The following is a 21,116-nucleotide window of genomic DNA, read 5'->3' on the forward strand; positions in this document are numbered from 1 at the left end:
CGAAGTTCATTTGAATGGGCGGAATGTGACGGGGCGAATCTCTGCGTCGCGCACCGTTTGCGTGTTCGTGCCGTTCGCGGCCGTCTTGCCTTGGTCAAGAACGCCGCCGGCATCATCCAGCACCTTATGGTCGATGCCGACTCGCGGGCGACCGCCACGCCCCACCGCCGCAAACTGTTCATCTGTCTTTGTGGACGACGCGGGCATGGGCGGCAAATCGACAGCACCACCGCCACCGGTAACAGCCTCAAAGCCGCTCGATTCGATCCGATGTTCGCCAGTGGACGACTCAACGATCTTACCGTTCGCAAGTTTGATGACCGCGCCGTTGGTTCGCAGCTCGAGTTCCGGCGCTTCGAGAATCAGCTTTTGCAGCGAATAGATATGGAGGCTTTCGGACGTGCCGATTTCGCCCTTGCCTTGGTGCGCCTGTATCGTCAAATCCCCGGATCCGACAATCAACTTCATCCCCGCCCTCGCGAATGCTGAAAGCCCCTGTGCCGCGCGCATCAGAATGCGCCGGCCGGCGCTTATGTTCGCATCCTGCGCCGCGACAGATTCGACGTGACCGCCGGCCACCGTCAAGACGTTTGCAGGACTGGACACCGCCACACCATCCGGCGCGGTCACGCCGATGGCTGCCGCGCCACCGTCGCCCGTCCATTCGCGGATACCTTTCGTTAGCTTGTCCTGCGGACCGGTATCCGTTTCATACGCTTCGTGAGTTGACGACAGTTCGCTCAGGTTCTTGGCGATCGACAAGGCAAGCTCCAACTGGCCGACCAGTTCGGCACGATCCAGCACTTGCCCCTTTGCCCCGTTACGGGCGTCGGTCGAAAGCAGCATGCCGCGTGCAGCACGGATCGCACCCGCTAGATCGGTGCGAAGTTCGAAGCCTTCACCGCGCTTCTCCGACACGCCCTTGTCGCGGGGATGACCGATCCAGCCTTGATTGAGTTGAGTCTTCCCGTGTTCCGAAGATAGCTTCGTCTTTGTTTGCGCCGTCGTATCATCGAATTGCAACTCCCCATACCCGAGCCCACCGATTTCCTTCGAGCGGATGCCATATAGCGGCGAATTGTCAGGCAGATTGCCGGCACTGGAGAATTGCACAGGCGCATGCCGCGCGTCGAACAGATTTGCTACGACGATCGGCTTATCGGGATCGTTCTGCATGAAAAGAACGAGCACTTCAGAGCCGACACGTGGCCAGAAAGCCGTACCCGATTGTGCGTCCGCCCACGGCTGCGCGACACGCACGCGGGCCGAATCGCGAAGCGTACCGCTCGCCCCATTGCTAGGATGGTCATCGGTCCGCGCGAACAGGAATTGCACGCCAATGCGGCCGTACTGATCAACATCGACTTCACCATTACCGACTACGCGCGCGCTGATCGGCCCGACAGACGGAACGCTGGATGCGTCCCACGTCGGCACGATCCGCGTCGATGCTCGCACGCACTCAAACCGATTGAGGATCGGGCTATCTTCTTCGATCGCGAATCGCCCCTTGCCGGGCGAGTTCGGAAGAAGCGTATTCCGCACCCGGGTTTCGATCCGCGTCAGCACGAACCGCCGCTCTTCGGCGGCGTGGCCGTCGATTTCCGGATGACCGGACAGCGAGAACACAGTGCCCGCACCGCCGACAAACGCGCGAACAACACTCCGCCCGGCGAAGTGTTTCGCGTTCTGTGCAAGTGCAAGTTGGCGCCGCTCCAGAACCTGTTCGTAGTGTTCGCGCGTATCGGCAATATGCGGCGAGTCGTAGCTATATTCGGTCAGCGTCGCGGCAAGCGCTTTACCATGCTCCCTCTGGTCCTGTGCGGTCGCGGCATCTACCTGTTGCACGCCCGCGATTTGGTAGTCGTGCGATGCAGCCATGACCGCGCCCGGCGCAATCTCACGGTAGGCTTCCCATTCGAAAATCGTGTCATCTGGTTCGGTAGCGTCGGGCCGATGGAACCGGACACGTCCCGCCGGGTTCGTCTTCCAGACGCCAGCACTATCCACAAGATGCAACGTGTGGATCGGCGCGCCATTTTCGATCGCGTGCGTGAAGAACCAACTGATACCTTCGCGTCGCCACAAGCGCGTCACGAACGCAAGGTCGCTCTCTTGAGCCTGCATCATGAATTCACGTCGGGGGTACGTGCCGAGCGCGCTTGCATCGAGGCGGAACGCCGCGCCGATCACCTGATTTCGGCTTGTGTGATCCTGAATGATCGTGTGAGTTACGTCCACAATCGACATATCGCGGAAAACTCGCCATGTCACGCGGCGATCGAGCAATGAAAGGGCATCGGTACACACGAATTCGTAGAGAACGAACCCGCCATCAGACGCAAGTTGTCGAGCTTCGCAAACGATTGCGCAAATGGTTCGTTCAACCCCGGCTATGTCGCCCACCTGAAACGCAATCGGCGCACCGATGAATACCTTAAGCGGCATCGACACATCGCTCGACAGTGCCTGAAGCGTGAGCCTGAGCGGTTCGCAAATGCCTTCGCTGGCCGTCAGTTGATGCGCCAAGATCGCATCGCCAGGCAACCCCATTGACGACGCGAATTTGACTTGCAACAAACGCCGTGACTGCGTGAAGCCTGACAGTAATCGACTGAAGTTCGGAAACTGCGACGCGACGGCGCGGACAATATCGGTCGGATTCATTGTTCTTAATCGTTCTCAGGTAGCGAGGGCCCTGCCCCAAATCCCCGGGGGCGATGCGCAGGCGCACCGAGCGTCGGAACACCGCCCATTGGCCTACAGAATATTTAACGCGACATTACATATGCCATTCGTTTGTGTCAACGAACGTTCGCGATTTGACCAGGTGCGACGTACTGTCCCCGTGCTCGTTAAAATCGGACTTATCCGGTTTGCTTTTCGATTACCCAGAACGAAAACCCGCCGTGGTGGTGCTGCGGTCCGGGGCACCGCCAGATAAACGATTCAAGCGCAGCGACATTCCCGAACGGCGATAGCAGGCTGATGCCTCCAATGCCGACACGCTTCGCCCATTCCGTAGGCGCAATGCGCACGTAGATCGCGCATAACTTGATTCTGTTGAGGTAATTCCTGTCGATCCCAGCTTTATAGGCGCGATAGCGCGGCGCGCAAAAATGGACGATCTCTTCCAAGAAAGCTCGAGAATCACCCAAGTTGATCGCGTAGCTTGAGAGTTTGTTCGGAGGCAAGTCGCAAGGGGTACACCTCATCTCGTGCACGACCGAGGATTGATTAGCAACAGTGACTCACGAATCGTCTCCACGTCGCTCATCTCAACGACACCTTTCTCAACCATGATTCCGATCGCGCCTTGGACAGGGCAAACCATTGCATCGGTAGAAGAATCCAGTTGATTGTCGAAATGCGTGATCGCCATACGGAGTGCGGCGATTGACCCCTTTAGCATTGTTTCATCGTTCACATGGCTGAATTCGCCTTCGTACTTCTGGCACTCGTCTCTCAACCACTGAATCAGTTGATGTAGAGCGACGACGTTGCCGATCGCAAGCCCAGCAGTTCGGGACTTCCCGATAAGGTCTTGCAGATCAAGCGACGAATACGGACCTACATCCATTCCTACTTTGCACATCACGTCACTCTTCATATTCCGTCACTCCCTCCCACGCTCACTCGAGTCGTCGCCCCACCAAGCCCCAACCCCGCCGCCCGCTGGATCAGCTCGACGTCGTTGCTCACACCAAGCTTCTTCATCGCACTGATCTTCTGTGCGCTGACCGTCTGCTTGCCCTTGCTCAGACGCTGCGCGATCGTCTTGATCGGCACCCCTGACAAGTACAGGCGAATGACCTCGATCTCGCGCGCCGACAGCTTCACGGGCACCTCGCCGCGCTCGCCGGACGCATCGACCGCGCGCCTGACGAGCGGCGACAGGTAGCGCCCGCCGCTGTAGCTCGAATGAATGGCCGTGACGATATGGCCGACCTCGTCGAACTTGCTGACGACGCTCACGCCGCCGATTGCGAGGATCGACCCGAAGATCAGCGGGTTCTCGTTCGCGACCAGCGCGACGATCCCGACGTTCGGACGCGTGCGCCGCAGCCAGTCGAACAGCGCAAGGCCGTCCATCTGCTCGTCTGCCCGGATCGCATAGTCGACCAGCACGACATCGCAGTCGACACCGCCGAGCGATGCGACCAGTTCGGCCACGCTCCGGTACACCGCGACGAGCTCGACCGCACAGCCGCTGCCCGCAACCTGCTCGATGCCGGCCAGCGTCAACGGCCAGTCGTACGCGAAAACGACGCGAACATTGAATTTCCTCATGCGCAGTTCCAGGTGGTTCATCGGCCGCGCGACACGGAATGCGCACGGCCGGTTCGGCGTTGAAAGAATGGTCAGGATATTTTTAGCCTGACCATCGATTCTACGAAGCCGTGCTCAGGCGGGATATCGGACGGCATCGGGATCGACCGTCGGGGACGTCATACGAGTTTGAAATTTGCACCGGTTCGAATGCCCCGACACATCGGAGCCAGCCTCTGCGGACATCGGCCAAATGGCCAGCGTGGCGGCCGATGCGGGCCAAGCGATCGGCCAGCAGGTAAAATCGACGCCTTTGCATCCCGCGCCGGGCCACCGGCGGCGAGCGACGCGCCGATGCCGGCCGCGCGCCACCGCCCGTTTGCCGGTTGACCGTACCCCCGCTTTCCTCATGACCGAATCCGACCTGCAACCCGACGACACCACCATCCACGAAGACGGCCTCTGGCGCGACAACGGCTGGACGGCCCGCATCATCAAGAACGAAGACGACGACGGCTGGGCCGTCGAGATGATCAAGGACGGCGAGTCCGAGCCCGCGCTCGTCGGGCCGTGGACCATGGGCCGAGACAAGAAGAACCCGAAGCCGATGGACGCGAACGCGTTCCGCACGCTCGTGAAAACCGCGACCGAGGTGCTGATGCGGCACGAGCAGCAGCGGCGCGCGATGCTGCACAAGGAAGTGACGGTTCAGGGCGAGGACGACCAGGATGTGTCGGTGACGCTCGACATCGTGCCGGACGAATTCGAGCCGTACGCGCAGCTCAAGGCATTCGATCCGTATGGCGAGCTGCTGGCCGAAGCGAAGGTGTCGGCCGGGTTCAAGCTCAACAAGGCCAGCGCCGAGCGCTGGGTCGCATCGGGCTTCGAGCGGCCGGCCGCCTGATCGCACGCGGCGCGCCGGGCCGCGCGCTCAGGCGCCGGCGCCCTGCCGTGCGCGCCGCAGCCTGCGCGCCGCCAGCTTGCGCCGCACGAGCTGTTCGAACTGCTGCGTCGCGACCGCCGGGTCGCGCGCGGCCAGCCCGAGCGCATTGCGCACGAGCTGGATCGGCGTCAGCACGAGGCCCCACGGCACCCCCCACCAGCCGAACGCGGCCGAAGCCAGCAGCGCGACCGCCTGCTTCCTGCGACCGCAACGCCGGCAGCACACATGGCGTCGCGTCGCCCAGCGCGTGACGAACAACAGCGACACGACGCGATGCGACGCATGGACATCGACCGGCTGGTCGTCACGACCGCAGATCGGGCACGGCCCGTAACGCCAGTCGTGCACGTACTCCCAGACTTTCGCGTCGGGCACCCGCTCCGCCTCGACGACGATCGGATGCGCTTGCGCGCACGCCGGACGGCAATAGCGGCGGCCGTCGACCGACCGCCCGCCGACCAGGAACGTCCTGCCGCAGTGACTGCACTCTGCCACGGTAACCTCGGATAAGCGTGATGCGCCGCGTGCCGGCCGCGCGCAGCTTGGCTGCAGCGGCGATCCGGACGGGCCGTTTCCTGTCTTAACGGCCGACATCGCGCGGTCTTGAGCGGCGGTTTGCCGCAGCGCGTCAGCTATGCAGCCCGTGCGCGGTCATCAGCCGATACAGCGTCGCACGCGAGACGCCCAGCTCGACCGCCACGTCCGCATGCTGGTGGCGGTGGCGCATCAGCGTTTCCTCGATCGCGCGCCGCTCGGCCTGGCGGCGCGCTTCCGCGAGCGTCGGCGGCCGCCGCGACGTATACGGGTGCAGTTCGAGATCCGAGGCCGAGATCATCGGGCCGTTCGTCATCACGACCGCGAACCGGATCCGGTTGATCAGCTCGCGCACGTTGCCGGGCCATGGGTAGTTGTGGATCGCTTCGATCGCGCACGGCATGAAGCCGCGAATCCGGTACGAACTGTCGTCGCGATAGCGCCGCAGCACGTAGTCGGCGAGCAGCATGATGTCGCGGCCGCGCGCGCGCAGCGGCGGCTCGTCGATGCGCAGCACGCACAGGCGGTAGTACAGGTCGGCACGGAACCGCCCCGCCTGCATCGCGGCCTCGAGATCGACGTGGGTCGCCGACACGATCCGCACGTCCACCGGAATCGACGCGTGTCCGCCGAGCCGCTCGATCGTGCCTTCCTGCAGGAAGCGCAGCAGGCTCGCCTGGCTCTCGAACGGCATGTCGCCGATTTCGTCGAGAAACAGCGTGCCGCCGTGCGCGGCCTCGATCCGGCCGATCTTGCGCTGGTGTGCGCCCGTGAACGCGCCGCGCTCGTGGCCGAACAGTTCGGCCTGCAGCAGCGTCGGCGGAATGGCTGCGCAGTTCACCGCGACGAACGGCGCGTCGGCACGCAACGACTGCTGGTGGATCGCCGCCGCCGTCAGCTCCTTGCCGGTGCCGGATTCGCCGGCGACGAAGACGGTGGCGTCCGTGTTCGCGACCTTGCGGATCGTCGCGAACAGCCGGCGCATTGCGTCGCACGAGCCGATCATCGTGCCGCCGGGAGGCGCCGCATCGGAATCCGGGCTGCCGTCGGCGAGCTTCAGCATTCCGTATGCATGGCCGACCAGATAGCCGATCGTCGTATAGGCGTTCGGATTGCGCACGTAGTCGAAGCAGCAGTGGCGAATCAGGCGCGCGACGGTAAGATTCCGCAGCCGCTCGTGGTCGGCGAGTGCGACCCAGCCGACGCGCGGATCGCGCAGCAGCGTCTCGAACGCCATGACGTCCGGCGACGCGAAGCTGCCGAAATCGACGATGCCCGCATGCGGACGATTCACCCTGACGAGATTCAGTGCGTCCGCAACGGTTTTCGCGCGCCACACGTCCCAGCCGCGTGACGCGAGGCAGTCGACGAGCGCGGCATCGTGCTGCTGCGACAGGTAGACGAGTGGTCGCGGCGGTACGACATGGTTGCGCCGGACGGCAACGAACGGCGCCGTACCCGCATCGCGTTCGAGATCCTGCGGGCCCGACACCCTGATCTGGCAGCAATAGTTCACGATGGCCTCATCGCTTGGATGGGTTGTCGAAACGGCCGTTGCCGGATCGCGCGGGGCGGGACATCGTGGTCCCGCGGCGCAGCGCCGGGCCGTCCTCGGATTGACGTTTCGTTATCGGCAGAACACGACGCGCTGCGTGTAGATCTGCGGCTCGACGACCGGCTTCGCGGAACGGTTGAGGTCGTCACGATAGGCGCGGTAGGTCTTGCCGTTCACCGTCACCTCCGTCGCAGGGGCCGTCTCGATCGAGCCGAGCCCGTTGCGCTGCCACCCGCTCACCCGATCCGCCGCCGACACGCTCGACTCGCCGGCGATCTTCTGCGTGATCGCGCTGCCGTCGCTCCATGGCTGCGTCTGCATGTCCTCGGCATGCTGCATCGCGCCGATCGTCTTGCCGGTCGATGTCGGCCCCTTCTGCGCTTCGAACGGTGCGCCACGGCCGTACACCGGCGATTGCCACGACGGGGCGTGACCTTCCTCCGGCATCATGTAGACCATCTGCGGATCGCCGATCATCATCATCGGCGCGCATGCCGTGTTGTCGGCGCGACCGAGCGTCGACAGCGCCTGCTGGACGCTCACGGCGTTCGCGGCGGTCTGCTCGCCCAGGATCACGAAGACCGCCGGGTTCTGAAATACCGATTGCGCCGCGGCTTGTGCGCTGTACAACAATAGAGCGACCAAAAAGATCCTCATGATTGAGGCCTCCTTGCATCCTCGTCAGGCAAAAAGAGGTGTTGACCTCGGGGATGGGATCAACACCCGTCAAACAGGAAACGACCGTCGGGCGTCGGATTCGAACGTCTCCCGTGCGACCGGTGTTCCGGTCACACGGGAGACCGACCCGCTTGCTTACGACGACGTGCTCGTCGAGATGACCGCCGGAGCCGGCACGACCGGTGCAGCCGGGGCGGCCTGCTGGTCGACCGAAGCCGGCGGCAATGCTTGCGCCGGATCGGACAACGCGGGCATGTCGGCGGGCTGCGCAGCCGTCTCTTCCGGCACCTTCGCGTCGGCAGGCGCCGCGGCTATGGCAGGCTGCGCGGCTTCCGGGGCGGGCGCTTCCGCGGCGACCGGCGCCGGCTCGGCGGCCTTCGCATCGGCTGCCGGGGCGGGCATCGCAGCTTCCGCTGCAGGCGCCGCGACAACAGCAGCTGCCGGCGTCGTGTCCGCAGCCGGCGCGGCAGCGGCCTGCGCTGCGTTGGCGGTCGCGGCCGGCATCGGCTCCGGCGCCTTGTCGGCGACGGGCTGCACGGGCTCGGGCGCCTTGTCGGCGATTGCCGGTGCAGGTTCCGGTGCCTTGTCAGCGACCGCCGGTGCAGGTTCGGGCGCCTTGTCGGCAACCACCGGTGCGGGTTCCGCTGCCTTGTCGGCCACGGGCTGCACGGGCTCGGGTGCCTTCGTGTCGGCGACCGGTGTGGCAGGCGCTTGCGACGCCTTGTCCGCGACTGCCGGTGCGGCGATCACGGCGGCAGCCGGCACGGCAGCAATCGCAGCCGCCGGGACGATCGACGCCGCAGGTGCGGCCGCCACCGCGGGTGCCGCGGCTACGGCCGGCGCCGCGGCTGCAACGGCGGGGGCTGCGACGGCCGGGGCGGTCGCAACAGCAGGCGCTGCCACCGCCGGTGCGGTTGCTGCGACAGCCGGCGCTGCGACAGCCGGGGCGGCGGCAATCGGCGCCATCGACGGCACGGGCACGGGCACCGGAACCGACACGGGTGCCGCCTGCACCGAAGCCGTCGCCACCGGACGGGGCTGCGCCGGTGCCGGCGCGGCAGCGCCGAGCGGCGGCAAGCCCATGCGGTCGCGCACGATCGGATCGCGATACTTCACGTCGTCGGCGACCGTCGCTTCCACGCTCGGCGCCACGTTCGAACGGGCGAGCGGCGCGGTCGTGCCCGGGCACAGGTGCCCGGTCGCTTCCACCGCGCGCCGGTTCGCGTCGCTCTGGCAGAGCAGCGCGAGCGCCACGTCGGTCAGGCCCATCGCACGGAATTCACGCGCATCGAGACGTCGCACGCAGGCCTGGTCGACCAGCGTCGTGCCGCCCGTCGCCCCGAACCCCGGGAACGAGACGCCGACGCTCACCGAGCCCATGCAGGTATCGGACAGCGTGGTCGTGAGGCCCGGTGCCTGGATCGACGGGTTCGTCTTGATCGTCTGCGTCCCGGAGTAATTGACGTTTTCCGACGACTGGGTGTTGTACGGGTTGGTGCCGGGCGCGCCGGACGACTGCAGCGAACTCACGCTCTGCGGCGTCACGTTCGAACCGCCACTCGTGCCGGACGGCATCGTCACGTTCACGTTCACGCTCGAATTGCCGCTGCCGCGGACCCCGCTGGAGCTGGTGGCATTGCCGCCGCGCGAGCTCGTGGTGTTCGTGTTCGTGTTCATGCTCGAGCCGCCGCCCTGGCTGATGGCCGTCGACGATGTCGACGACTGCGAGCTCGAAGTCGAGTCGGCGGTTTGCGCCTGGGCGCCGATCGTGGTCATCGCGAACATCGCAGCGCATGCCACCTTGATCCTGTTGCTGTTCATTTCACTCTCCGGACGAGGTTTGACCTCCCACCCAGGCAACCGTACTAGTTCCCCTGATTCCCTTCAGCTTTGCCTGCTTCCCCGAACTGTTTCCAGCCGTTGCCCAGCTGGGACCATGAGCCTGCCGACATGCCCTGCCACTGCTGGGCGTCTGGTCCGCCGATGGCACTGCCCGAAGAAAGCGTTTGTTGTTCTGACGGTTTGGTTGTCTGGTCAGGGTTGTTTGACGTCTGCAAATTCGATTGCACGTCGTCGGCAATACGGTCAGCGCCATACGCCGTCAGAGACGCGAGCATCAGAGCGGCGGCAATCAGTTTCTGCTTCATGCCAACTCCTTACGTGACAACAATGTGGGGGAAAAGAGACCAGCGTCGCTGGGAAACTGGTCCCCCCACACCTGACTAATGACTGCTTCCGGTCGCACTTGAACTGCCCTGGCTTCCGCCCGCCGCGGACGGCGAACCGGCCGGGCCGGTACTCCACACGGTCGACGAGTTGTAGTGATTCGAACCCGCGATCGCGCCCGAACCGCCACTGCCCGTCAGGCCAGCGGCACCCGCGTTGGCAATGCCCTGGTCGTTTCCGCCCGCAGCCGTATAGTGGTTCGCGCCGAGTACGATCGTGGCGGTTACCCCTCCCGATAGCGCATTCGCGTTCTCGTTCGTGCTGCTGTTTCCTCCGTTCGAGGCTGCGGCACCGATACCGCCGCCTGCCGCGTACGCGCCCCCGTTCAAGCCCGAACCGCTGGCCGTCGAGGTGGAGTTGTGGAAGGCGGATGCCGTACCGACGGAACCAGCGGGTGTCACCGTACTGCCAGCGCTTGCACCCGCCGTCGAAGTCGAGTTGCTGGTATAGCTGCCGGACCCGACCAGCACCGAACCGGAAACACCCGACGCAACGGATTGCGTCTGGTTGGTCGTGGACAGTCCTGCAGCCATGGCAACCGACGATAAGACGGTGAGCGCTGTCGCTAATATCACGTTGGCTTTCATAGCAATCCCTTGCTGTGATGAAGTTCGGCGGTGGCGGAGCCGGGCCTGCCCCCCATCGGACGAAACCCGGCATCCGTACCGCCAGCCAATGACGAACGCTACGCGTCGCGGCTTAGTGGTGATACGTCCAGCCGATCGAACCGGCATTCGCGCCGCTGGTGCCCGTGGCTTGTGCGCCGCCGAAGCCGAAGCCGCCGACCGACGACGTTTGGGTGTGGTTCGTGTACGAGACCGAACCGCTGCCCGGGCCGCCGGCCAGTGCGCCGGCTGCACCGAGTGCCGAGCCGGAATCGGTCGCGGTGAAATGACCGAACCCTGCAACGCCAGCCATCGTCGAACCGCCGCTCGTCGAGCTGCTGCTCGACACCGTGCCGCTGCCCGCGAACGCTGCACCCGAAACCGCCAGAACTGCTGCTGCAATCAGAAGCTTCTTCATGGTCGACTCCAAAACGGCGTGGACGGAGTGAATCAGGAAGATCGCACGCCATCAACCTTCCTGACTTGAGCAATCCTAAAAATTAAGGATCACTATCTAATCAATAAAATCTCATTGTCTTTTAATTCACGTTTTTTGCGATTTTGGCCAGACGAAGCTTAGCTTCGAGATTTTTGATTTTCCAAATTTTTTTGGTAGGTGTTTTCTATTATTTTTATGAACATTGGCATTGAGCCGAAAACACCATTGCTTGATAGACCGGAACGATTTAAAAACCTTTCCGGTTTGCGATATTCGATACCCCGCCGGACGGCATACCGACATGCGGCACCCCATTCCGGAATCGAAATTTCGCTAATACGCCAATACATTAACCACCGCAAAATGCAGCGTCGTTGAAAATACTCCCTTTACCGGAGCGACGACGAGCCTGCATTGCAGCCAGGTGGCATGGCTTCTCCCTGAGCTGACGATGAAAAGTCTTCCGGATATTCCGGCCGACGGGCGCTCGATCTAATCCGGCCGGTGCCCGCATGGGCCAGGCGCGATCGAAGCGACCCTGCTTGGCCGAAGACGAATCGGCGTCACGCTGTCCGGCACGAACAGCCTGATCCATCCGGGTGAACTGAATGAGAGCGAGTATCGCTGTCGCCCGACTGCCGTGCGGCGCGACAACCGCGACAACCGCGCCAGCACGCGAAGCGTGCGGCGGGCAAGAAACCGGGACAGCGCAACTCGCGAAGCTGGCACAGCGTCGCGAGCGTCACCCCGGCCTTTCCGACTACCCCAATGATGCACAAAGTACGTGCCGATCAACCTGCAGCTCATGGTCTTCATCGCCGTTTCCCCGACTGCTTATTGACGAGTTGGCCGCCCCACCGCTTTGTTACTTCGTTTCAGCCGCCCGCCGGTGCGTCCAGTACCGCAAGCAGCGTGCCACGCGATATTCCACCGCAGATTGCGCACGGCAAACGGCCGCCACGGCGGCACACAGCGCCGGGAACGACATTTTTTGTTTCAGGAATGTATCGCAATAACAGTCTGACACCCGCTTCGATCGTTGAGCGCCGCGATGCAATCGCCGGATTAGACGGACGAATCCGGCCGACGAGCCCGCCCCGGACGGCCGGATGAACGCGTGTTTCAAACTTGAGAACCGAGCTGCCGCGCAAGGCAGGCGGCGCGGGCATTTCCGCCTGCAAACCGGGGGGCGCAGCATGTGCGCCCCCTTCCCGTGCCGTCACAAACGAGAATCGATTCGGCCGGCACCGGGCACCGAAAGCCCGGCGCAGCAGCCTCCGACGAGCCGTCGACACACGTTTCCCCTGATGACCGGAACGAATTTGATTCATCCGTGAAAATACCGACAGGATCACACCCTATTCGACGGCCGAAATGAACCGTAAAAAAGAAAACTTTCGTGTTGGCGTAATAGTTAAAACAAATGAAAACTCGCGCCCCGTCGCGCCGCACATCATTTTTCATTTTCATTCGCCACGACTTTCACGTAGCAAGTCACCCGCTTCGCGGCGCATTCCGCAAACGTTTTTAATCCGTCACCCATGCATTCCTCATTGATGAAACATTCAAACTCGACACCTTCTTGAAGACCCCATTCCCGCAAAAGCATGATTTATCGTGCTTTTTTCGTATCGAATCGCAACTTTCCGGAAATTGACCCGCCCGCTTTTCTGTCCCCACGATACATGCATGAAACAGAAGCGCGCATATCGCACGGCAATCGCGGCGCCGCTCCCGTGCGCATCGCGACGGCACCGTTCATGGCATGCCGATTGCCTGATTTCCGGCTCTCACCGAGCGGCACGCCGAGGCACAAGATCACGAACGGCGGCCTGCTCGTCAATCCGCGTATCGGGGAAAAGGCGATGAAGATCACCACCGATCGGTCGACGTGCGCGTCGTTCAAGCATCAACGGGGTAGTCAGCGAAACCGGAGCGCCTGTCACGGCGCTTCGTCGACCTCGGCCCATGCGAGCCGGCGCTTGCCGAAACGCTACCCGTGCAGCGGGATGGAACGCGTGCGCACCGCCGTCGAGCAAATCGACGTGTGGTTCCTCGATCTGCTCGACGAAGAAGAAAACCATGAATGACAGGGTCGCGCTCGAGACGCGCGCCGGTCAGTGCGTCCTGGTGACAGGCGGCGCCGGCCTTCCTGCAGACGGCAGTGGTCGCCCGGTGGCTGGCGCGGCGATCGACGGCGCGCCGGCTTTCAGCGATCTGCCGTCAGCCGAGCAGTTCCTTCCTGCGCAACTGCACGACGTCGCGCATCGGCGGCGCGCCGAACAGCCGGCTGTATTCGCGGCTGAACTGTGACGCGCTCTCGTAGCCGACGACGGCGGCCACCGACCCGACGTCGCCGCCCTGCCGCAACAGCAGCCGTCGCGCCTCGTGCAGCCGCAGTTGCTTCTGATACTGCAGCGGGCTCAGCGTCGTCACGTGCTTGAAATGATGGTGCAGCGACGACACGCTCATGTTGACCGCCTGCGCGAGCGACTCGACGCGCATCGGCTCGGCGAAGTGATCGCGGATCCATTCGATCGCACGGGCGATCCGGTGCGTCTGGCTGCCCGCGATCGCCATGTGCCGCAGCCGCGTGCCCTGCCCGCTCGTCATCAGCCGGTACAGCAGTTCCTTTTCGATCAGCGGCGCGACGACCGCAATGTCGGCCGGCGTATCGAGCAGCCGCATCAGCCGAAGCGCGGCATCGAGCAGCGGCGGCGTCAGCTCGGCGAGCGCGATCCCCTCGCCTTCGGGGCCCGCGTCCGGTTCGGGCAGCCGCATCTCGGCCGCGAGCTCGACGATGCGCTGCGGATCGAGCGTCAGCGACAGGCACAGGTACGGCGCGTCCGGCGACGCGCACGTCACGCGCGACAGGATCGGCAAGTCGATGGAGGTAATCAGGCAATTCTGCGCGTCGTACTCGTAAGCCTGGCCGGCCACGATCACGCGCTTCGAGCCCTGCGCGGCGATCACGAGCGCGGCCCGCGACACACCGCAGCCGAGATCGACCGGCCGCGTGTGCCGGTGCAGCATCAAACCCGGCACGGCCGTTGAATGCGAGCCGTCCGCGGGCGCGAAACGGCTGATCAGCGTCGCCAGCTCGCGCTGCCCGGATTCGCGCGACGCCACGATATCGGTCATGTCCATGACGCTTCCTCGATAGATTTCCTCATGTCGCGGGAGCATAGCGAAACCGCCCGCGACCTGCCGGGGATTTGCAGGATTGTTCAATAAATTTGCAGGATTGGGTAGACGCAAAAACCGATGCCTCGCGCACACTGCCCGCTGACCGGGCGCATGCCGGGTTTTCCCCACGGAGACAATCACAATGCCTACCTCGTTTGTCCTCAACGGCAAGAACGTCACGCTCGACGCCGATCCGTCGATGCCCGTCCTCTGGGCGATTCGCGAACACGCGGGACTGACCGGCACGAAGTTCGGCTGCGGCATGGCGCAGTGCGGCGCGTGCACCGTGCATCTCGAAGGCCAGGCCGTCCGCTCGTGCGTGCTGCCGCTCGCCGGTATCGCGGGCAAGCACGTCACGACGATCGAAGGCCTGCAGAGCAAGCCCGCGCAGGCCGTGCAGGCCGCCTGGGTCAAGCTGCAGGTGCCGCAGTGCGGCTACTGCCAGTCCGGCCAGATCATGTCGGCCACCGCGCTGCTCGAACAGAACCCGAAGCCGACCGACGCGGACATCGACGCCGCGATGAACGGCAACCTGTGCCGCTGTGCGACCTACGCCCGCATCCGGGCGGCGATCCACGACGCGGCCGCGACGCTGGGAGCCTGACCATGACGATCGAACTCGACAACACCGGGTCGGTGCGTCCGTCGCGCCGCACGTTCCTGAAGGCCGCGGGCGCCGCGGCCGCCGTCGGCCTGACCATCGGCTTCGACTTCAGCGGCTTCGGCCGCCGCGCGCTCGCCGCGACCGCGCCCGCTGCCGGTTTCGCACCGAACGCATTCCTGCGCATCACGCCCGACGGCACCGTCACGGTCATCGCGAAGCACGTCGAAATGGGCCAGGGCGCATATACGGGCATCGCGACGATCGTCGCCGAGGAGCTCGACGCCGACTGGTCGCACGTGCGGGTCGAAAGCGCGCCCGCCGATGCGAAACGCTATGCGAACCTCGCGTTCGGCACGATGCAGGGCACGGGCGGCAGCTCGGCCATGTCGAACTCGTGGCAGCAACTGCGCGAAGCCGGCGGCAAGGCCCGCGCGATGCTGGTATCGGCCGCGGCGGCTCGCTGGAAGGTGCCCGCGAGCGAGCTCACGACTGCCAACGGCGTCGTCACGCATGCGAAGAGCGGCAAGACGGCCGCGTACGGCACGCTCGTCGCCGATGCGTCGAAGCTGCCGGTGCCGGACAAGGTCACGCTGAAGCAGCCGGCCGATTTCAAGCTGATCGGTCACCCCATTCCGCGCGTCGACGCGTCGGCCAAATCGAACGGCACCGCGCATTTCACGCTCGACACGACCGTCCCCGGCATGCGCGTCGCGCTGCTGCAGCGCCCGCCGCGCTTCGGCGCGAAGGTGAAGTCGTTCGACGCGACGGCGGCGAAGGCCGTGCCGGGCGTCGTGTCGGTGGTACAGGTGCCGGGCGGTGTCGCGGTCGTCGGCACCGGCTTCTGGGCCGCGAAGCAGGGCCGCGACGCGCTGAAGATCGAATGGGACGAAACGAACGCCGAGAAGCGCGGCTCGGACGAGATCATGCGCGAATACCGGCAGCTCGCCGACAAGCCGGGCACGTCGGCGCGCAAGGACGGCGATGCCGATGCGGCGATCACGGGCGCCGCGCGCAAGATCAGCGCGACGTACGAATTCCCGTATCTCGCGCATGCGCCGATGGAGCCGCTCGACGCGGTCGTCAAGCTGACGGCGAACAGCTGCGAGATCTGGGCGGGCGACCAGTTCCAGACGGTCGACCAGGCCAACGCGGCCCGGACGGCGGGCCTGAAGCCCGAGCAGGTGCAGATCCACACGCTGTACGCGGGCGGCAGCTTCGGCCGGCGCGCGAACGCGTGGTCGGACTACGTGGTCGAGGCCGTGTCGATCGCCAAGGCGCTCGGCGCGGACGGCAAGCCCGTCAAGCTGCAGTGGACGCGCGAAGACGACATCCAGGGCGGCTTCTACCGGCCGATGTACTTCCACAAGCTCGACGCGGGGCTGACCGCGGACGGCAAGCTGGTCGGCTGGCGCCACCGGATCGTCGGCCAGTCGATCCTCGCCGGCACGCCGTTCGAGGCGTTCATGGTGAAGAACGGCGTGGACGCCACGTCGGTCGAGGGCGCGGCGAACCTGCCGTACGCGGTGCCGAACGTGTCGGTCGAGCTCACCACCACCAAGGTCGGCCTGCCCGTGCTGTGGTGGCGCGTGGTCGGCAGCTCGCACACGGCCTACGCGGTCGAGGCGTTCATCGACGAAGCCGCGCACACTGCGGGCAAGGATCCGTACGCGTTCCGCCGCGACCTGCTCGAGAAGGAGCCGCGCATGCGCGCGGTGCTGGACCTCGCCGCGCAGAAGGCCGGCTGGGATCCGGCCAAGCCGCTGCCGAAGGGCCGCGGGCGCGGGATCGCAGTCGCCGAGGCATTCAAGAGCTATGTCGCGCAGGTGGCCGAGGTGTCGGTGGACGCGGACGGCAAGGTGAAGGTCGAACGCGTGGTGTGCGCGGTCGATTGCGGGATCGCGATCAATCCCGACATCGTCGCCGCGCAGATGGAAGGCGGCATCGGCTTCGGGCTCGGCGCGGCGATGCACAGCGCGATCACGCTGAAGGACGGCCAGGTCGAGCAGCGCAACTTCGACGGCTACCACGTGCTGCGGATGGCCGAGATGCCGAAGGTCGAAGTGCATATCGTGCCGTCGGCCGAAGCCCCGACCGGGGTCGGCGAGCCGGGCGTCGCGCCGATCGGGCCGGCGGTCGCGAACGCGATCTTCGCGGCGACGGGCAAGCGGCACTACGTGCTGCCGTTCGATTCGGCGGATAGCGCGAAGGCTTGAGGATGGATCGGAACGCCGGCCGCGGAGTGGAAACGCGTTGCGGCCGGTGTTTTTTTGTTCAGGAGGCTGGCAATGCAGGGTTCCATGCCGGCAAAAATCTTTCATAACCAATTGATTCATATAGACAATCAATTGATCCATGGAGGGTTCGATGTCGGGTTCGCCATCCGCCCGCAGCGACACTCCGCCGGCCTCGCCTCCCCGCCTCGCCCAGCACGTTACGTCGGACGTAACGCCCGTAACGTCGCCGGTCGATGCTACGTAACAATCCTTCACCATTAACCCGGCCCTTTTTCCACCCGCTGCACGCACCCCGTAAAAACTCGTTTAAATTCAAGGCCGTTGCGCCGCCCGTCCCGGTGCGATCGGCTGTCGATATCAGACGATCCGCCCCTGGCCCGGAAGTTGCAGCACAGGACTCGCAAACACTCCTTTATGGACATGCGAGGGCCACCATGGATTGCAAATACCTGTACATCGACAACATAAAAATCAACTTCGTGCGCCGCACGATCGAAATCGACAACAAGATCATTGATGTCACGCCGCGTGAATTCGACGTCGTCGAATTCCTGCTCGACAACATGAACAAGATCGTGCCGCGGCAGGCAATCCAGGAAGCCGTATGGGGCCGTGAACTCGGCGTGTCGTCGCGCACGCTCGATACCCACATCTCGCGTATCCGTTCGAAGCTGCAGCTCGATCACGACAAGAACCTGCGGATCATCCCGATCTATGCGGTCGGCTATCGCCTCGTGCTGTTCGGTGCGGCGATGACGCACGTCGAGCGCCACGAAGCCGCGCCGATCCTGCGCGCGGCGCCGCAGCCCGCGATGGTCGCCGACTACGCGTAATGCTTCGCCCGCTTGCCGCGCATGCGCGGCAAGCGGGCAACGTCTCCCCCCACCGCGCTGCGGCGATCCGCAGCGCCTCGCGGCCCGCCCGTCGGGCGCGGCCTGCACGCCGCCCGGCCCGCCAGCCAGTCGCGACCCGACCGCCGCCTCCGGGCGGCGGTTGCCTTTGCGGGCTCCGCTTCGCGGCCGTTCATCGCGCTTCGTAGCGCCCCGCTCACGCCGCCTGCCGGCGATGGCGGCGACTACGGATTCCGGCGCGGCACGCGGCCACCGCCGTCCCTACAATCGACGCAGCAGCCGCGCGCCCGTCGGCGCCGCCGGCCCCAGAACAACCCGTCGAATCAACACCGAATTCGCCCCGATCCCGCCGTGCCTGCGCTGTTCCAGACGAATGCCGACGCCGGCGACGCCGTGCACCGGGCCATGCCCGCCGCGGCTGCACCGCCCGCCGCCGCGCCGGCCGCGGTCGCGCTCGACGCGTCGCCCCATCTGCCGCGCCTGTCCGCCGCCGCCGCGCGCGGGCTGTCGCACGCGTACTGCACAACCGCCGCCGTCCCGATCACGCTCGGCGAACACGCATACGAAGTGCGCTGGCGGGTCGACACCGAGCCGGCGGGCGACGCGCACGCCTACCGCTTCGTCGTCGGCCCGGCGGCCGGCACGCTGTGGATCGATCCGCTCGCGGAAACCGAATGGCTCGGCGAAGCGGCCGATCCGGCGGTGCCGGCCGTGATCCGCGCGGCGCTGCTCGCCGATCTGGGCGCGCCGCTCGCCGCCGTGCTGCAGACGGCGACGCGGCAGCGCGTGGAATTGCTGCCGCCGCCCGACAACGTGCCGGCGTGGCGCGCCGCGCCGGCCGCGCTGCGCTTCGAGCTGCGTCGCGCCGACGCCGCATGGCGCTGCCACGGCGCGCTGCTGTTCGACGCGCCGGATGCGCTCGCCGTGTTCTTCGCGGGGCGACCGGCCGCGCCCGCCGCCCCCGCCGACGCGCGCGCGGCCTACGCGAACCTGCCCGTGCCGCTCGTGTTCGAGATCGGCCGGACCGAGCTGACGGCGGCCGAGCTGGCCGACGTCGGCGGCGGCGACATCATCGCGATCGAGCGCTGGCAGGCCCACGAGCAGAACCTGCTGTGCGTCGCGCGGCTGCCGGCCGCCCCGGCGTGGGAAATTACCGGACGGCCGTCGGGCAACCGGCTGACCGTCGAACGAATCAGGGAGATGCCTTTGGAACCGACCCGCACCGATGCCACGCCGCCGACGACGCACGACGCGCCTGTCGCCGATGCGCCGCGCCCGCTCGACGGCCTCGCGGTCGACCTGCGCTTCGAGCTGCCGCCCACGTCGATGCCGCTCGGCGAACTGAGCGCGCTGCAGCCCGGCGCCGTGATCGAGCTGCAGCAAGGGATCAACCAGAGCGTGATCCATCTCGTCGCGAACGGGATGCTGATCGGCACGGGGCACCTGATCGCGGTCGGCCAGAAGCTCGGTGTGCGGGTCGTCACGCTGACCCAACCCGCACCGCGCGAGCGCTGAACGATGGGCAACCTGCCGAATCCGGTCGCGCTGATCGCGGTGATCGCCGCGCTCGGCATCGCGCCGTTCGCGGCCCTGATGGTCACGAGCTACACGAAGCTCGTGGTCGTGCTCGGCCTGTTGCGCTCCGCGCTCGGAATCCAGCAGGTGCCGCCGAACCTCGTGCTGAACGGCATCGCGCTGATCCTGTCGCTGTTCATCATGGCGCCCGTCGGGATGTCGATCCGCGACGCGCTGCAGGCGCGTCACTTCGATGCGTCGGGACAGTTGTCGACGGCCGACGTCGGCGCGCTCGTCGATGCCGCGCTGCCGCCGATCAAGGATTTCCTCGTGTCGCACACGCGGCAGCGCGATCGCGAATTCTTCGTGCGCACCGCCACCTCGGTGTGGCCGAAGAACCGCGCGGACGGCATCAAGGACGACGACCTGCTGGTGCTGGTGCCCAGCTTCACGCTTGCCGAGCTGACGAAGGCGTTCCAGATCGGCTTCGTGATCTATATCGTGTTCATCGTCGTCGACCTGCTGGTCGCGAACATCCTGCTCGCGCTCGGCATGCAGATGATCTCGCCGACCACGATCTCGGTGCCGTTCAAGCTGCTGCTGTTCGTCGCGCTCGACGGCTGGTCGCTGCTCGTGCACGGCCTCGTGATGTCGTACCGGGTGGCGGGCGCGGGATGAGCGCGCACCGCCTGCGAACCGCCGCCGCCTGCCTGTGCGCGCTGGCCGCGCTGGCCGCGCTCGCCTTCGCGTGCCTGCCGCTGCGCAGCGCGCAGGCCGCAGGCACCGGCACCGGCTTCGCGTCGCTCGCGCGCACCTGCGCGCCGAACGTCGATCCCGATACGCTCGCCGCGCTCGTGCGTACCGAGTCGGGCTTCAATCCGTATGCGATCGGCGTGGTCGGCGGCCATCTGGCGCGCCAGCCCGCGTCGCTCGACGAAGCGCGCGCGACCGCGCGCGACCTCGCGGCACGCGGCTTCAGCTACAGCGTCGGCCTTGCGCAGGTGAACGAGCGCAATTTCGCGAAATACGGGCTCGATGAAGCGACGATGTTCGAACCGTGCCGCAACCTGCGGGCCGGCGGCGCGATCCTGACCGAATGCTTCGCGCGCTCGTCAGGCACCGGTCGCGCCACGCAGGCCGCGTTGCGCGCGGCGCTGTCGTGCTACTACAGCGGCAACTTCACGACCGGCTTCTCGAGCGGCTACGTGAGCCGCGTCGTCGCCAGCGCACAGCGCAACGCGCGCGAAGGCGGCGTCGGACCGATTCCCGTCGTCGGCGACACGCCGCCGCCCGCGCGCCAGCGGCGCATGGACGCGGCCGCGACCACGCCGCCCGAGCGCGCACGCCGGCTGCCGTCGCCTGCCGCGTCCGCCGATGCGCCGTCGTGCCACGCGCGCCCGGTCGTGATGATGTGCCGCGGGCTCGCGGCCAGCCAGGCGAAGCGGCTGTGCGTGAAGTGTCTCGACGAGTAGCGGCG

Annotated in this window: 21 protein-coding genes; 8 read left to right on the plus strand and 13 right to left on the minus strand. The window is 65.6% G+C overall.

Features of this window, described 5'->3' with window-relative positions:
* Nucleotides 1-6: 6 nt before the first annotated feature.
* The 4 genes from C5O79_RS27445 to C5O79_RS27460 all read right to left on the minus strand — a co-directional run bounded on the left by C5O79_RS27445 (nucleotide 7) and on the right by C5O79_RS27460 (nucleotide 4,290).
* Complete coding sequence (locus C5O79_RS27445; protein WP_131931906.1) at nucleotides 7-2,667, minus strand: type VI secretion system Vgr family protein; 2,661 nt, start codon at nucleotides 2,665-2,667, stop codon at nucleotides 7-9.
* A 200-nt stretch (nucleotides 2,668-2,867) separates the two neighbouring features.
* Entirely contained in the window at nucleotides 2,868-3,137 is a 270-nt protein-coding gene (locus C5O79_RS27450) for a hypothetical protein (protein WP_131931908.1), read from the minus strand.
* A gap of 74 nt (nucleotides 3,138-3,211) precedes the next feature.
* Nucleotides 3,212-3,610, minus strand: a complete 399-nt coding sequence (locus C5O79_RS27455; RefSeq protein ID WP_131931910.1) for a hypothetical protein — start codon at nucleotides 3,608-3,610, stop codon at nucleotides 3,212-3,214.
* Nucleotides 3,607-4,290 (minus strand): response regulator transcription factor, encoded by a 684-nt coding sequence (locus tag C5O79_RS27460; protein WP_122477477.1) that lies wholly within the window; start codon nucleotides 4,288-4,290, stop codon nucleotides 3,607-3,609. The genes C5O79_RS27455 and C5O79_RS27460 overlap by 4 nt, the downstream gene beginning before the upstream one ends.
* Before the next feature lie 388 nt (nucleotides 4,291-4,678).
* On the opposite strand from C5O79_RS27460, the gene C5O79_RS27470 reads away from it, so the two are divergent.
* Nucleotides 4,679-5,173: a hypothetical protein gene (locus tag C5O79_RS27470; protein ID WP_039360941.1), complete on the plus strand. Its 495-nt coding sequence runs from the start codon at nucleotides 4,679-4,681 to the stop codon at nucleotides 5,171-5,173.
* A 27-nt stretch (nucleotides 5,174-5,200) separates the two neighbouring features.
* Here the strand turns inward: C5O79_RS27470 and C5O79_RS27475 are convergent, their stop codons facing one another.
* The 8 genes from C5O79_RS27475 to C5O79_RS38240 all read right to left on the minus strand — a co-directional run bounded on the left by C5O79_RS27475 (nucleotide 5,201) and on the right by C5O79_RS38240 (nucleotide 12,858).
* Complete coding sequence (locus C5O79_RS27475; RefSeq protein ID WP_046548308.1) at nucleotides 5,201-5,707, minus strand: hypothetical protein; 507 nt, start codon at nucleotides 5,705-5,707, stop codon at nucleotides 5,201-5,203.
* A 133-nt stretch (nucleotides 5,708-5,840) separates the two neighbouring features.
* Nucleotides 5,841-7,238, minus strand: coding sequence for a sigma-54 dependent transcriptional regulator (locus C5O79_RS27480; RefSeq protein ID WP_047851015.1), 1,398 nt, complete (start codon nucleotides 7,236-7,238; stop codon nucleotides 5,841-5,843).
* Nucleotides 7,239-7,373: 135 nt separating this feature from the next.
* Nucleotides 7,374-7,958, minus strand: coding sequence for a hypothetical protein (locus C5O79_RS27485; RefSeq protein WP_046548309.1), 585 nt, complete (start codon nucleotides 7,956-7,958; stop codon nucleotides 7,374-7,376).
* 156 nt (nucleotides 7,959-8,114) lie between these two features.
* Nucleotides 8,115-9,800, minus strand: coding sequence for a chemotaxis protein CheA (locus tag C5O79_RS27490; protein WP_122476368.1), 1,686 nt, complete (start codon nucleotides 9,798-9,800; stop codon nucleotides 8,115-8,117).
* Nucleotides 9,801-9,844: 44 nt separating this feature from the next.
* Complete coding sequence (locus C5O79_RS27495; protein WP_046548311.1) at nucleotides 9,845-10,126, minus strand: hypothetical protein; 282 nt, start codon at nucleotides 10,124-10,126, stop codon at nucleotides 9,845-9,847.
* Nucleotides 10,127-10,201: 75 nt separating this feature from the next.
* A complete protein-coding gene (locus C5O79_RS27500) occupies nucleotides 10,202-10,792 on the minus strand; it encodes a hypothetical protein (RefSeq protein ID WP_081421033.1) in 591 nt (196 codons plus the stop codon).
* Between the two features lie 112 nt (nucleotides 10,793-10,904).
* Complete coding sequence (locus C5O79_RS27505; protein WP_046548313.1) at nucleotides 10,905-11,228, minus strand: hypothetical protein; 324 nt, start codon at nucleotides 11,226-11,228, stop codon at nucleotides 10,905-10,907.
* A 1,474-nt stretch (nucleotides 11,229-12,702) separates the two neighbouring features.
* Nucleotides 12,703-12,858, minus strand: a complete 156-nt coding sequence (locus C5O79_RS38240; protein WP_165935649.1) for a hypothetical protein — start codon at nucleotides 12,856-12,858, stop codon at nucleotides 12,703-12,705.
* Between C5O79_RS38240 and C5O79_RS27520 the strand changes: the two genes are divergently transcribed.
* Nucleotides 12,857-13,339: a hypothetical protein gene (locus tag C5O79_RS27520; RefSeq protein WP_240687926.1), complete on the plus strand. Its 483-nt coding sequence runs from the start codon at nucleotides 12,857-12,859 to the stop codon at nucleotides 13,337-13,339. The two genes, C5O79_RS38240 and C5O79_RS27520, sit on opposite strands and share 2 nt — an antisense overlap.
* A gap of 133 nt (nucleotides 13,340-13,472) precedes the next feature.
* Here the strand turns inward: C5O79_RS27520 and C5O79_RS27530 are convergent, their stop codons facing one another.
* Entirely contained in the window at nucleotides 13,473-14,396 is a 924-nt protein-coding gene (locus C5O79_RS27530; RefSeq protein WP_046548314.1) for an AraC family transcriptional regulator, read from the minus strand.
* A 181-nt stretch (nucleotides 14,397-14,577) separates the two neighbouring features.
* On the opposite strand from C5O79_RS27530, the gene C5O79_RS27535 reads away from it, so the two are divergent.
* The 6 genes from C5O79_RS27535 (at nucleotide 14,578) to C5O79_RS27560 (ending at nucleotide 21,111) form a co-directional block, all read left to right on the plus strand.
* Entirely contained in the window at nucleotides 14,578-15,039 is a 462-nt protein-coding gene (locus tag C5O79_RS27535) for a (2Fe-2S)-binding protein (protein ID WP_006480868.1), read from the plus strand.
* A gap of 2 nt (nucleotides 15,040-15,041) precedes the next feature.
* Entirely contained in the window at nucleotides 15,042-17,252 is a 2,211-nt protein-coding gene (locus C5O79_RS27540; protein ID WP_046548315.1) for a xanthine dehydrogenase family protein molybdopterin-binding subunit, read from the plus strand.
* A 455-nt stretch (nucleotides 17,253-17,707) separates the two neighbouring features.
* Nucleotides 17,708-18,106, plus strand: a complete 399-nt coding sequence (locus tag C5O79_RS27545; protein ID WP_046548316.1) for a winged helix-turn-helix domain-containing protein — start codon at nucleotides 17,708-17,710, stop codon at nucleotides 18,104-18,106.
* Nucleotides 18,107-18,475: 369 nt separating this feature from the next.
* Nucleotides 18,476-19,639, plus strand: a complete 1,164-nt coding sequence (sctQ, locus tag C5O79_RS27550; protein ID WP_122476374.1) for a type III secretion system cytoplasmic ring protein SctQ — start codon at nucleotides 18,476-18,478, stop codon at nucleotides 19,637-19,639.
* 3 nt (nucleotides 19,640-19,642) lie between these two features.
* Complete coding sequence (gene sctR, locus C5O79_RS27555; RefSeq protein ID WP_046548318.1) at nucleotides 19,643-20,317, plus strand: type III secretion system export apparatus subunit SctR; 675 nt, start codon at nucleotides 19,643-19,645, stop codon at nucleotides 20,315-20,317.
* Nucleotides 20,314-21,111 carry a lytic transglycosylase domain-containing protein gene (locus C5O79_RS27560; protein ID WP_122476376.1) on the plus strand — a complete coding sequence of 266 codons (798 nt, stop codon included), beginning with the start codon at nucleotides 20,314-20,316 and terminating at the stop codon, nucleotides 21,109-21,111. The genes sctR and C5O79_RS27560 overlap by 4 nt, the downstream gene beginning before the upstream one ends.
* The last annotated feature ends 5 nt before the right edge of the window (nucleotides 21,112-21,116 follow it).

This window comes from Burkholderia sp. SRS-25, from assembly GCF_004343765.1.
GTDB lineage: Bacteria > Pseudomonadota > Gammaproteobacteria > Burkholderiales > Burkholderiaceae > Burkholderia > Burkholderia contaminans.